This window comes from Carnobacterium sp. ISL-102 (assembly GCF_018612935.1).
Taxonomy (GTDB): Bacteria; Bacillota; Bacilli; order Lactobacillales; family Carnobacteriaceae; genus Carnobacterium_B; species Carnobacterium_B alterfunditum.
Genome location: NZ_JAGGRF010000005.1, coordinates 23,847 through 37,413, shown reverse-complemented (window position 1 = coordinate 37,413; position 13,567 = coordinate 23,847). Strand labels below are relative to the sequence as shown.

The following is a 13,567-nucleotide window of genomic DNA, read 5'->3' as shown; positions in this document are numbered from 1 at the left end:
ATGGTCGCTCAGTTATTTAAAGGAACAACTCGAATCATACGACTGCTTTTTCAGCGGAATAGATTGAAAATCAGCTTGTGGATAATCGGTTTGGTTAGTGTTTCAATGGTATCCTTAACGGCCTATACAACTATATATACAGGTCAAAAAGAAATCGTTGAATTTGGCTTAACGATGCAAAATCCAGCTATGGTAGCTATGCTGGGAAAGGCTTATGAGATTGAATCATTTAATCTGGGAACAATCTTTGCAAGTGAATTATTGCTGTTTTCGGCTATTGCAGTGAGTATTATGAATATCTTGCTTGTCACCTCAAGTACGAGAATGGATGAAGAAGAAGGCCGTTTGGAACTCATTCGAGCTTTACCAGTTGGACGGTTGTCTTATTTATCAGCTGCTGCAATACTGATGGCAATTGTAAACATCTTAGTATTCATACTTCTATCGACAGGTTTAGAATTAGTTGACCAAGAAGTGTTTTATTTAGAATCTTCTTTGCTCTATAGTGCTGCTCTTGCAAGTACAGGCTTATTCTTTGCAGGAGTTGCAACGGTTGCTGCACAAGTTGCACAAACGACAAGAGGAGCGATAGCTATTTCTTTTGGAGCATTGATAACAGCTTATATCATAAGAGCAATCGGAGATGTCAGTAATGAGACATTGTCTTTATTTTCTCCTTTAGGATGGACTGTTCGAACAAATGTATTTGCTGGAAACGAATGGTGGCCGGTTATTGCTTTGGTCTGTGGAGCTACAGTTTTATTGGTAGGTGCCTTTTATCTGGATCATAAAAGAGATATCAACGCGGGGCTGCTGCCTGATCGAAAAGGAAAAATCCAGGCCTCATCTTTTTTAAAAAGCCAGATTGGTTTAACTTGGCGGTTAGAAAAAGGAACCATTATTTCATGGGCTATTGGTATTTTTTTAATGAGTATTGCTTACGGTGCCATTTTAGGAGACTTAGAAACTTACTTCTCAGACTTTGAATTGGTCCAAGGGATTTTATCAGATAGTACGACTGCTTCTATGACAGAACAATTTGTCACATTATTGATCGGTATCGTGTCTGTTTTTGCAGCTATTCCTGGCATTTCTATCTTGTTAAAATTAAAAAAAGAAGAAAGGCAAGGACGAACGGACAACTTTTATAGCCGAGCTGTTTCTCGCAATAAAATTTTGGGTAGTCGCTATGCCGTAGCTTTTTTTACAGCAATAGTGATGCAATTGTTGATTGGACTAGGGCTGTATGCTTCGGCAAGTCAAGTAATGGAAAAAAGTATTGATTTAGGGACCATTTTAATGGCTTCACTTGTCTATATTCCAGCTATTTGGGTGGTGCTGGGTTTAACGACATTACTAGTAGGAGCTTTCCCTAAGGGAGCGATTTTAGTTTGGTCCTACGTATTTTTTACCTTTTTAGTCCTTTATCTGGGCAACCTACTCGAATTTCCAGCGTGGTTGAATAATTTATCAGCTTTCTACCACATACCGCAACTTCCAAATGAAGAACTTGCTTGGTTTCCTTTGAGCACGTTGAGTATAGTAGGTATAGTTCTTTCTGGCGTCGGGTTTATAGGCTACAATAAAAGAGATATCTAACAGAGCCAAAGTTAGTTGTGGCTGCACATTTTGCTCCTTAACAAAGGTGTCAGAAAATTAAAACTGAAAAAATATTGACATATACTGTATTTCAAGATACTCTTACCTTATAAAATTAAATAGTCTTCAGGGCAGGGTGCAAGTCCCTACCGGTGGTAAAAGCCCACGAGCCGTAAGGCAGATTCGGTCAGATTCCGAAGCCGACAGTATAGTCTGGATAAAGCGAAGACAAATCGATTGCAGAAAAACTTGGATAACTGAGGTCTTATTTTAAGATTTATGGGAATCATTAGTTTATTAAGCAGCTATTAAATAGTCTTATTTAGCCATAAGTCGAAGCCCTGGATGTAAAAGTCTGGGGCTTTTTTGTGTAGAGTTGTAAAAATTGAATAGTCTTCAGGGCAGGGTGCAAGTCCCTACCGGTGGTAAAGCCCACGAGCCGTAAGGCAGATTCGGTCAAATTCCGAAGCCGACAGTATAGTCTGGATAAAGCGAAGACAAAGTTTAAAGAGTTCAAAAGTAACCGAGTACAGTGTATGCGGATTTATTTGTTGAGCCTTGCAAACAAAAATGACAAAAGCCCTGAGAATTAATTCTTTGGGCTTTTTTATTTTGAATGGAGTGAGAGTGTTGGATGAACTATATATGAGAATGGCACTGGGCCTAGCAAAAAAAGGCAAAGGCTGGACAGCCCCGAATCCCTTAGTTGGAGCTGTGATCGTGAAAGATGGAAGAATTATCGGACAAGGCTATCACGAAAAATATGGACAGCCACATGCGGAAGTAAATGCTATCGCATCAACAAAAGAAGATGTGAGCGGAGCAACGCTATATGTCACACTAGAACCTTGTTCCCATTTTGGGAAGACTCCTCCCTGTTCAGACTTACTGATAGATAAGAAAATTAAGCGGGTAGTCGTGGGAACACTCGATCCAAATCCGCTAGTTGCTGGAAAAGGAATTGAAAGGCTTCGTAAGAATGGGATTGAGGTAGTCTCGGGTCTGTTAGAAGAAGAGAGCCAACGATTGAACGAGATTTTTATAAAATACATTGTCACTAAAGAACCTTTTGTCGTTATGAAAAATGCGATGTCCTTAGATGGTAAAATCGCCACGGTGACTGGCGAATCGCAATGGATCTCTGGTGAAAAAGCTAGAAAACAAGTACATTTCCTACGACATGAATTGTCTGGAATCATGGTAGGAGTAGAAACAGTTATTAAAGATGATCCGCAATTAACTGCTAGAATTCCAAACAGCAACAATCCTGTCAGAATCGTTGTGGATAGTCAGCTAAGGATCCCGATTGCTTCAACCATATTGACGGATCAAGATAAAGCTAAAACAATTATCGCCACTACTAAAAGAGCCGACAGAGAAAAATTAATGAGCTTAAAGCAAATGGGTATTGAAGTCATCATGACCAAAGAGAAATCTGGGAGAGTAAATTTACGAGAATTAATGAGAACATTAGGTGCTATGGGTATCGATAGTATTCTGTTGGAAGGCGGAGCTACCTTAAACTTTTCGGCTTTGGAAGAAAATATTGTGGACAAAATACAAACCTATATTGCACCAAAAATAATCGGAGGAAAAAATGCTAAAACGGCTGTTGAAGGAGCAGGTATCCTATCATTAAAAAATGCTTTCCAAATCAATCGGTTGACGGCTGTGATGGTCGGAGAGGATCTGTTTTTGGAAGGATATATGGATAAGTAAAAATCGATTGATCGGAGGTAATATATGTTTACTGGAATTATTGAAGAAATGGGAATCATTAAATCAATCAAACAAGCTGAAAAGTCCTCAGTTCTTAGAATTAAAGGTCAAAAAGTGTTGCAAGGAACGCATATCGGAGACAGTATCTCGACAAACGGTATTTGTTTGACAGTGACAAAAATAGAAAAAGATTTTTTTGAGGCGGATGTCATGTCCGAATCCTTGAAAAGGACTAACATAGGCGAATTAGCTCCTGGAAGTTACGTCAATCTGGAACGGGCATTGAGTTTGGCAACTCGGCTTGGCGGACATATGGTTAGTGGTCACATCGACGGGACAGGTCAGATAAGAGAATTTAGACGTGATGGCAACGCTGTTTGGATCACGGTTGAAACAAGTCCTGAATTGTTACGGTACATTATTGAAAAAGGCTCCATAGCTATTGATGGTGTAAGCTTGACGGTCGTGACTGTGGATAACCAGTCTTTCCAAGTCTCTGTGATCCCGCATACAGGAGAGGAAACAGTTTTGCTGCAGAAGCAGCCTGGGAGCACCGTCAATCTTGAATGCGATATGATCGGAAAGTATGTCGAAAAGTTATTAGGAATAGATTCGAAAGAGCGCGTTCAAAAGAGTCAAGTAACGAAAGGCTTTTTAAAAGAAAATGGGTTCTTTTAGAACAGAATGGAGAGAGATATGTTTAATACAATTGAAGAATTACTTGCCGATTTGAGAGCTGGAAAAAATATATTACTGGTAGATGATGAAGATAGAGAAAACGAAGGAGACATTATCTGTGCTGCTGAGTTTGCTACAACAGCTAATGTGAACTTTATGGCTAGTTATGCTAAAGGTCTCATCTGTATGCCCATAGCCAAAAGCTATACTAAAAAGTTAGGCTTGTCACAAATGAGTCTGGATAGTACAGATAACCATGGAACAGCTTTTACTATTTCAGTAGATCATGTAGAGACCACAACTGGGATTTCGGCTGTGGAACGATCATTGACAGCTATGAGGTTAGTTTCCGATGATGCAAAACCGGAAGATTTTAGAAGACCAGGGCATATGTTTCCGTTAGAAGCTGTTGACGGAGGTGTATTGGTCCGGAATGGACATACAGAAGCAACAGTCGACTTGATGCGTTTAGCAGGGTTACAACCTGCTGGGTTATGTTGTGAGATCATGAGTGAAGATGGAACAATGGCAAGGAGAAATGAGTTGTTGGATTTGGCCAAAGAGCATCAATTAAAAATCGGTACGATTGCCGACTTGATTGAGTATCGTAAAACCAAAGAACAGATTGTTTTCCGTCAATCTAAAGCACTATTACCCACCAAATACGGCGATTTTGAGATTTACAGCTATGAACATGCAATTACGGGTGAACACCATGTTGCTTTGGTCATGGGTGATGTTAGCGATGGGGAGCCAGTACTTTGCCGTATCCATTCAGAATGCTTAACAGGTGATGTGTTTGGTTCTAAAAAATGCGACTGTGGTCAACAGTTAGATGCAGCAATGAAACACATTGCTGATGAAGGTCGTGGTGCTTTGGTGTATATGCGACAAGAGGGTCGTGGTATCGGATTGGTCAATAAACTAAGAGCATATGCACTTCAAGATCAAGGATACGATACAATCGAAGCGAACTTGGCGCTAGGTTTCCCAGCTGACATGCGAGAATACTATGAAAGCAAACAAATTTTTGATGATTTGGGTGTTTCTCAACTGCGTCTGATGACCAATAATCCACTGAAAGTAGAAAGTATGAAAAAATATGGTTTAGATATTGTGGAAAGAGTCTCGCTTCAAATGGAGGCTTATAGAGAAAATGAAGCCTATCTAAAAACCAAGCAAGAAAAAATGAAACATTATTTGAACTATTAAAATAAAGAAATATGCACGACTAAAAAAATAGCTTAACTGGAGGAATAAAAAATGAACGTATTCGAAGGACAATTAATTGCTAAAGATTTAAAAGTAGGAATCGTAGTTGCACGGTTTAATGAGTTTATTGGTTCAAAATTATTGAGTGGTGCAGTGGATGGGTTGAAAAGACACGGTATGTTAGAGGAAGAAATCACAGTTGTCTGGGTACCCGGAGCTTATGAGATCCCGTTAGTTGCACAGAAAATGGCAGCTTCAGGAAAGTATGATGCTATTATTACTTTAGGAGCTGTGATCAAGGGAGCTACATCGCACTATGATTATGTGTGTGCTGAAGTTTCAAAAGGAGTAGCTACAGCTGCAATGAACACAGGTGTACCTGTAATGTTCGGTGTCTTAACGACAGATAATATTGAACAAGCAATTGAGCGCGCTGGTACTAAAGCTGGAAATAAAGGGTATGACTCAGCTGTTTCAGCCATTGAAATGGCTAATTTACTGAAAGCTATATAAGTTCTGATCATGAATGAACCAAGACTAAAGAACATTCAGACGATTGTTTTTGATTACGATGGTACTTTACAAGATAGTACGGCAAACTATATTGCTGCTTTTAAAATTGCTTACAACTACTTGATCGATAATCAAAAGGCTGTCCCAAAAGATTGGAAAGACGAAGAAATCACTAAATGGTTAGGGTATAGCAGTAAAGATATGTGGGAAAACTTCATGCCTGATTTAGCTGCTGAATACCAAAAAGCAGCTTCAAAAATCATAGGAGAAACCTTATTAAAAAAAGCTTTTGCAAAAGAAGCGATACTCTATCCAAAAGCTTTAGAAACTTTGGCTTACTTAAACAGTAAGGGATATAAACTTATTTTTTTAAGTAATTGCAGCAATGATTATATGAAAGCACATCAGCAAGCCTTTCAGTTAAATCATTACTTCATTGATATGTATTGTACAGAGTCTTTTGGGTATATCCCTAAATACGACATTTTCCAGAAATTTAGAGATCAATATAAAGAAAAATTTCTTATTGTAGGAGATCGCATACATGATTTTGAAATTGGCCACTACCATAATATAGTTACTATAGGCTGTAATTATGGTTTTGGAACAGAAGAAGAACTGCAGAAATCAGATATAAGAATAAATGATATCCAAGAATTACAAAAAATGTTGTAAACCTAGAATTCAAATAATACACTAAAGATAAAAAAGTTAAAAAACGAAAAACACATTACTGATACACTAATTAGTGTATCAGTAATATGTTTTTGTTCCGCTTTTAAATGCTGGTTTTAAAGCTTTTCAGATCGATACACTAAAGTTGGCACGATATTTGCATTATAATAAGTAATGGACAATATTAATAATACTATTGAAGTGATCTAAACTGTAAACGGTTAGATTGCAAATGAAAGGTGGCGGTGGTGTTAGCAATTAGTAAGGTGTTCGAAGGTTAGACAAAAACTAATAAAAAGAAAAAAATCAATTCTGTTAGTCGAGTCTAATTATAAAAGTAGAAATAAATTATTTAGGAGGTAGAAGTATGGTAGGAATTATACTAGCAAGCCATGGCGAATTCGCTGAAGGCATCTTGCAATCTGGCGCAATGATTTTTGGAGAACAAGAAAATGTTAAAGCTATTACCCTTATGCCAAGTGAAGGCCCAGAAGATGTAAAAGCAAAAATGAAAACTGCAATTGCATCATTTGACGATCAAGATGAAGTATTATTCTTAGTTGATCTATGGGGAGGTACTCCATTTAATCAAGCTAACACATTGTTTGAAGAACGCAAAGATAAATGGGCAATCGTTTCTGGATTGAATTTACCAATGGTAATTGAAGCTTATGCATCTCGTCTATCAATGACTTCAGCTCAAGAAATTGCAGCACATGTTATTGAAACAGCAAAAGAAGGCGTAAGAATTAGACCAGAAGAATTAGAACCAGCACCAACTGCTAGTGCAGCTGCTGCACCAGTTCAAGGTTCGATCCCACCAGGTACAGTATTAGGTGACGGTAAAATCAAGATAGTATTGGCACGTGTGGATTCTCGTTTGTTGCATGGTCAAGTAGCAACAGCTTGGACAAAATCTGTGTTACCAAGTCGCATTCTTATCGTTTCAGATGAAGTAGCTAAAGATGATCTTCGTAAAAGATTGATCGAACAGGCAGCACCTCCGGGAGTTAAAGCTAACGTTGTTCCAATCGATAAAATGATTGAAATTTCTAAGGATCCTCGTTTTGGAAATACGAAAGCATTATTGTTATTCGAAAATCCAAAAGATGTTATCAGAGCTATGGAAGGCGGCGTAGACATTAAAGAAGTTAACGTTGGTTCTCTAGCACATTCAGTTGGTAAAGTTGTCGTTAATAAAGTTCTTTCTATGGGACAAGAAGATGTAAAAGCTTTTGAAGAAATGAAAGCAAAAGGCATTAAATTTGATGTACGTAAAGTACCAAATGATTCTAGCGCTAATATGGAAGACCTTATTAAAAAAGCAAAAAATGAATTATCACGTGCAGTAAAATAAAAATAAATTAAATAGGAGGCCTATTATGAGTATTATATCAATGGTTCTAGTAATTCTTATTGCTTTCCTAGCAGGTATGGAAGGGATTTTAGACGAATTCCAATTCCATCAACCACTAGTGGCATGTACATTAATCGGTTTAGCAACTGGTAATTTGACAGCAGGTATTGTTCTTGGCGGAACGCTTCAAATGATTGCACTTGGTTGGGCAAACATCGGAGCAGCCGTAGCACCAGATGCTGCATTAGCATCAGTTGCATCAGCAATTATTTTAGTATTAGGTGGACAAGGCGTTGCCGGAGTTCCAGCAGCGATCGCAATTGCGGTTCCACTTGCAGTAGCAGGACTTTTCTTAACAATGGTTGTTCGTACATTAGCTGTACCTATCGTACATTTAATGGATAGCGCAGCTGAAGATGGTAATTTCAGAAAAATCGAAATGTTACATCTATCAGCAGTAGCTATGCAAGGAGTTCGTATTGCAATTCCTGCAGCAGCACTTTTATTCATCCCAGCACAAACTGTTCAATCTTTCTTAGAGTCAATGCCAGCATGGTTAACTGAAGGTATGGCAATTGGTGGAGGAATGGTTGTTGCGGTTGGTTATGCATTAGTAATCAACATGATGGCAACAAGAGAAGTATGGCCGTTCTTCATTATCGGTTTTGTAGTAGCAGCTATTTCACAACTAACACTTATTGCTCTTGGTGCAATTGGCGTAGCTCTTGCTCTAATTTACTTGAACCTTTCTAAAATGGGAGGCTCATCAAATGGCGGCGGAAGCAGCTCAGGTGACCCACTAGGCGATATCTTAAACGATTATTAATTCCGAAGGAGGAGAAGAGACATGGCAGAAAAAATTGAGTTAACAAAAAAAGATCGCTTATCCGTAGCATGGCGCTCAACGTTCATCCAAGGTTCTTGGAACTATGAACGTATGCAAAATGGTGGTTGGGCATATGCAATGATCCCAGCAATTAAAAAATTATATTCAACTCAAGAGGACCGAGCAGCAGCGTTAAAACGTCACTTGGAATTCTTTAATACTCACCCATATATTGCTTCACCAATTCTTGGAGTTACATTAGCACTTGAAGAAGAACGTGCTAATGGCGCACCAGTTGATGACGTAGCAATTCAAGGGGTTAAAGTTGGGATGATGGGTCCTTTAGCCGGTGTTGGCGATCCAGTCTTCTGGTTTACTGTACGTCCGATGTTAGGTGCTCTAGGAGCATCATTAGCAATGGGTGGAAGTATTCTTGGACCAATCATTTTCTTCGTAGCTTGGAACCTAATTCGTTGGGGATTCATGTGGTATACACAAGAACTTGGCTATACAGCTGGTTCTAAAATCACTGATGATCTTTCAGGCGGATTATTACAAGATATTACAAAAGGTGCATCAATTCTAGGTATGTTCGTACTGGCATCACTGGTACAGCGTTGGGTATCGATTAGTTTCAAACCAGTTGTTTCTGAAGTTCAATTAGACGATGGAGCATTTATTGTATGGGATGAACTTCCTAATGGCGGTGAAGGTGTTCGTCAAGCTTTTGAACAAGTAAACTCAGGATTGGCACTTTCAGGTACTAAAGTAACAACTTTACAAAACAACTTGGATCAATTGATCCCAGGTTTAGCTGCATTAGCTTTAACAATGGGTTGTATGTGGTTGCTTAAGAAAAAAGTTAGCCCAATCGTAATTATTCTTGGCTTATTCGTAGTCGGAATTGTTGGACATGTAATCGGACTTCTATAATATAAAGTATATTTGAAATCTGTGAAGCGCTAATAGTCTCAATATAAAAAGTGGCTGGGATTCTCTCAGCCACTTTTTATATTGCCTAAATCATTTGAAACAACGTATAATGAATATAACAAGTTAAAGAAATGGAGCGGATAGAATGGTTGAATCAATTAATACACAGGTAGACTTGGTAATAGATGCCACCGCTTTTACGGGATTAACAGACTATGGGAAAATTATGATTGGTGATAATGGGTTCGAATTTTTTAATGCCCGTGACGCTCGTAAATATATCCAAATCCCGTGGGAAGAAGTAGAAAAAGTTATCGCCTCTGTGGTATTTAAGGGGAAATGGATCCCACGTTATGCGATTGAAACGAAGAAATCAGGAACGTTTACTTTTTCTTCTAAAGATCCTAAGAAAGTTCTTCGAGCTATCCAAAAATATGTAGAGCCAAGTCATATGGTACAGTCCTTAAGTTTCATGGATGTTATGAAACGCGCTGCTAAGTCAATTTTTAAAAAGAAAAAATAAAGCCAATCCAATCTACTTATTGATTGATACTTTTTGCCTAGAACTTTTGAGTTCTAGGCTTTTTTTGTGGATTTATTCATATCTGCAATAGAATAAAAAAGAATCGTTTGCTTATATAAGTAGTTTTTTTCTAGTAACTTGATCTTTAAAGTTAAGAACGCTAATGATAAAATGAGAATATGAAATAAAAAGGAAGAAGTGAATCTATTGAAAGCTATAAATGTTGTAGGTGCTATCATCATAAAGAATGGTATGGTTTTGTGTGCACAAAGAGGAGAAGATAAATCTCTGGGACACATGTGGGAATTTCCTGGCGGTAAAATTGAAGTCGGTGAAACGCCTCATGAGGCTTTGATTCGCGAATTAAGAGAAGAATTAAGGATCGAAGTAGAGGTCCAAGCTAAACAATTTGAAGTAACCAGCTACCAATATGATTTCGGATTAGTAAACTTAACAACCTTCATTTGTAGTCTGAAAAAAGGTGTGCCACAGTTGACTGAACATAGTGCAGTGGAATGGTTAAAGCCAGTAGAACTAAATAGCTTACAATGGGCACCAGCAGATATACCAGCAGTTGAAAAATTAATGAAAGAAAAGGTAAGCTTATGACGGATATTTTAGAGCAATCTTTGAAAAAAGCTTTCGTTGATCATAAAGTTGGAGCTTCTTTGTATGATCCAAAATTTATTATTAATGACTCAAAGAACAAACAGTTTATGCTAAATGTGTTACAAAATGAATTAGATTCTTGTGATGAATTCTTTTTCTCTGTAGCTTTTTTAACTCAAGCTGGATTAGCAGCATTAAAAACCAAACTAGCAGATTTACATACACAGGGAATCAAAGGAAAAATAGTGACTTCAATTTACTTAGCATTCAACCAACCGGCTGTCTTTGAAGATTTATTAAAGATACCGAATATAGAAGTACGTATTTCAAAGCAACAAGGATTTCATTCTAAAGGCTACCTTTTTAAGCAACAAGGGTTCCATTCTTTTATCATCGGCAGTTCGAATTTAACGATGAGTGCATTAAAAATCAATTACGAATGGAATGTTCGATTAACGTCGTACGAACATGGTCAAATGTTGCGAGAGATACAAGTGCATATGGATCAAGAATGGCAAGAAGCTCAAAGGCTGACGCATGAATGGATTCGTAATTATAAAAAAACTTATCAACCTATGACTTTTTCTAGAGAAGTAAACAATATTCAGGAACAGACATTAACTGATGAAGGAATCGCCTATATCACACCGAATAAAATGCAAAAAATGGCATTGAATAATTTGAAAGAATTAAGAGAAACTGGAGCAAAAAAAGGATTGGTCATTTCTGCTACAGGAACTGGTAAGACTTATTTATCGGCTTTTGATGTCTTGCAGGCTAAACCAAAACGAGTCTTGTTTATAGTCCACAGAGAACAAATTTTGAATAAAGCAAAAAGTGACTATCAAAGAATTATTGGTGGGAATAAAGAAAATTTTGGTATTCTTTCTGGAAATAAAAAAGAAATAAGTGCAAATTATTTGTTTGCAACGATCCAAACGATTTCAAAAGATCTTGTTCTACAACAGTTTGCTAAAGATCACTTTGACTACATATTGATCGATGAAGTTCATAAAGCTGGAGCTCAATCTTATCATAGAGTACTAGATTATTTTCAACCGGATTTTTTATTAGGAATGACTGCAACGCCAGAAAGAACGGATGGGTTTAATGTTTTCGAATTATTTGATTACAATATTGCTTATGAGATCCGTCTTCAAGAAGCGTTAGAAGAAGAAATGCTTTGTCCATTTCATTATTTTGGGGTCACGGATTATGAAAAAAATGGTGAACTGATATCTGAAGCCACCGATTTGAAGAATCTAATTGAAGAAGAACGGACTACTTATTTATTAGAAAAACTTGATTACTATGGTTGTTCTGGTAATACGCCCAAAGGATTAGTTTTTTGCAGTCGTAAACAAGAAGCCAAGGCTTTAGCCTTATTATTCACGGAAAAATACCATCCTAGTTCTTATCTTTCTGGAGATCATTCGTTAGACGAACGAGAAAAACAAGTTCAACGGTTAGAAAATGGCGAAATTGAATACATCTTTACCGTGGACATTTTTAATGAAGGTATTGATATTCCAAAAATCAATCAAGTGGTAATGCTTCGAAATACAGCCTCCAACATTATTTTTATCCAACAATTAGGGCGTGGTTTAAGAAAAGATTCTTCAAAAGAATATGTCACTGTGATTGATTTTATCGGTAACTATAAAAATAATTATATGATTCCAATGGCGTTGTCTGGAGATATGTCCAGAGATAAGAATAATTTACGTAAAGACACATTTGATACCAATTTTATTTCAGGCGTTTCCTCTGTGAATTTTGAAAGAATTGCAAAACAACACATTTTCTCGTCAATCAATCAAGTATCGATGGATAGCATGAGCGAATTAAAAAAGACCTTTGAACTGCTCTTCAACCGTCTTGGACGAGTACCATACCTGAAAGACTTTCAAGAACAAAAAACGTTAGATCCTGTCTTGATAGCCAATAAAAAGACGAGCTATTATGACTTTTTAGCTAATATCAAACAAAATGAAGGAATCCTTTGCCAAATGGAAAATCGATTTTTAACGATTGCTTCACGCGAACTCTTACCTGGGATGCGTAAACAAGAATTAATTTTATTACAAAAAATGATGAGTGAGCCTGAAAAAAATCTGACATTAGAAGAAATTCATCAGTTGTTTGAACAGCACGGTGTCCTAGCAACTGATGAAATGGTGAATTCTGTTTTAAATACATTAAGTTTGGACTTTTATACCGGTTCGATTGCTTCCACTTATAAAGGACAATCATTTATTGAGAAGACGAATGATCAAGTCGGTTTATCGTTTTTGTTTAAACAAGCAATGACAAATGATTACTTTACCCATTTGATGACAGATATTCTTTTAACTGGACAACTCAAGTCAACAAGCTATAATTCTTCAGAGCCATTAACACGCTATCAAAAATATAAGCGAAAAGATGTCCTGCGTCTATTGAACTGGGAAAAACAAATGGTTGATCAAAATATTGGTGGGTATACAGCAAGCAAAGGAGAATTTGTTATTTTTGTAACGCTCAAAAAAGGAGAGAATTTTTCAGGGGCACAAATGGCTTATGAAGATGAACTATTGGATACTTCAACAATGAAGTGGTTCACAAAAGCGCCTAGAACGATGAACTCCCCTGAAGTTCAAAAATTAATGCACCCAGATGACTGGAATATACGCGTTTTTGCCAAAAAATCAGATAATGAAGGAACTGAGTTTTATTATTTAGGTGAAGTGATACCGTTAAAAGAGTCTATTGTTGAATTAGAAAAACCTGTTCAAAATGGTGGCAAGAAAAAAGTTGTTGAAATGCTTCTAAAATTTATAACACCAATGGATAGTAACCTATACCGTTATTTAGAAGCTGGGCAAGAGTAACAGTACAAAATAATGGGATTAAAATTGCATAAAAGGTATCGTTTCCATTAGTA

At 37.2% G+C, this 13,567-nt stretch carries 12 protein-coding genes and 2 riboswitches; all 12 genes read left to right on the top strand.

Annotated elements, in window-relative coordinates:
* The 12 genes from J7E16_RS05175 to J7E16_RS05120 all read left to right on the top strand — a co-directional run bounded on the left by J7E16_RS05175 (position 1) and on the right by J7E16_RS05120 (position 13,514).
* Positions 1-1,599 carry an ABC transporter permease gene (locus J7E16_RS05175; protein ID WP_214889504.1) on the top strand — a complete coding sequence of 533 codons (1,599 nt, stop codon included), beginning with the start codon at positions 1-3 and terminating at the stop codon, positions 1,597-1,599.
* Between the two features lie 118 nt (positions 1,600-1,717).
* Positions 1,718-1,833: riboswitch (FMN riboswitch) on the top strand.
* A gap of 154 nt (positions 1,834-1,987) precedes the next feature.
* A riboswitch (FMN riboswitch) is annotated at positions 1,988-2,102 on the top strand.
* A gap of 142 nt (positions 2,103-2,244) precedes the next feature.
* On the top strand, positions 2,245-3,318 hold the full coding sequence (ribD, locus tag J7E16_RS05170) for a bifunctional diaminohydroxyphosphoribosylaminopyrimidine deaminase/5-amino-6-(5-phosphoribosylamino)uracil reductase RibD (RefSeq protein WP_214889584.1): 1,074 nt from the start codon (positions 2,245-2,247) through the stop codon (positions 3,316-3,318).
* Between the two features lie 24 nt (positions 3,319-3,342).
* Positions 3,343-3,996: a riboflavin synthase gene (locus tag J7E16_RS05165; RefSeq protein WP_214889501.1), complete on the top strand. Its 654-nt coding sequence runs from the start codon at positions 3,343-3,345 to the stop codon at positions 3,994-3,996.
* A gap of 18 nt (positions 3,997-4,014) precedes the next feature.
* The gene (locus tag J7E16_RS05160) at positions 4,015-5,208 is read left to right on the top strand and encodes a bifunctional 3,4-dihydroxy-2-butanone-4-phosphate synthase/GTP cyclohydrolase II (RefSeq protein ID WP_214889498.1); all 1,194 of its coding nucleotides are present in this window, start codon (positions 4,015-4,017) and stop codon (positions 5,206-5,208) included.
* A 51-nt stretch (positions 5,209-5,259) separates the two neighbouring features.
* Positions 5,260-5,721, top strand: coding sequence for a 6,7-dimethyl-8-ribityllumazine synthase (ribH, locus tag J7E16_RS05155; protein WP_214889495.1), 462 nt, complete (start codon positions 5,260-5,262; stop codon positions 5,719-5,721).
* Positions 5,722-5,730: 9 nt separating this feature from the next.
* Complete coding sequence (locus tag J7E16_RS05150; protein ID WP_214889492.1) at positions 5,731-6,396, top strand: HAD family hydrolase; 666 nt, start codon at positions 5,731-5,733, stop codon at positions 6,394-6,396.
* Between the two features lie 367 nt (positions 6,397-6,763).
* A complete protein-coding gene (locus J7E16_RS05145; RefSeq protein ID WP_214889489.1) occupies positions 6,764-7,753 on the top strand; it encodes a mannose/fructose/sorbose PTS transporter subunit IIA in 990 nt (329 codons plus the stop codon).
* 25 nt (positions 7,754-7,778) lie between these two features.
* Positions 7,779-8,579 (top strand): PTS mannose/fructose/sorbose transporter subunit IIC, encoded by an 801-nt coding sequence (locus tag J7E16_RS05140; protein ID WP_214889486.1) that lies wholly within the window; start codon positions 7,779-7,781, stop codon positions 8,577-8,579.
* Between the two features lie 21 nt (positions 8,580-8,600).
* Positions 8,601-9,512 carry a PTS system mannose/fructose/sorbose family transporter subunit IID gene (locus tag J7E16_RS05135; protein WP_214889483.1) on the top strand — a complete coding sequence of 304 codons (912 nt, stop codon included), beginning with the start codon at positions 8,601-8,603 and terminating at the stop codon, positions 9,510-9,512.
* A gap of 145 nt (positions 9,513-9,657) precedes the next feature.
* Positions 9,658-10,035, top strand: coding sequence for a DUF956 family protein (locus J7E16_RS05130; RefSeq protein WP_214889479.1), 378 nt, complete (start codon positions 9,658-9,660; stop codon positions 10,033-10,035).
* 207 nt (positions 10,036-10,242) lie between these two features.
* Positions 10,243-10,644, top strand: a complete 402-nt coding sequence (locus J7E16_RS05125; RefSeq protein WP_285439371.1) for a (deoxy)nucleoside triphosphate pyrophosphohydrolase — start codon at positions 10,243-10,245, stop codon at positions 10,642-10,644.
* The gene (locus J7E16_RS05120; protein ID WP_214889475.1) at positions 10,641-13,514 is read left to right on the top strand and encodes a DEAD/DEAH box helicase; all 2,874 of its coding nucleotides are present in this window, start codon (positions 10,641-10,643) and stop codon (positions 13,512-13,514) included. Before J7E16_RS05125 ends, J7E16_RS05120 begins: the two co-directional genes overlap by 4 nt.
* Positions 13,515-13,567: the final 53 nt, after the last annotated feature.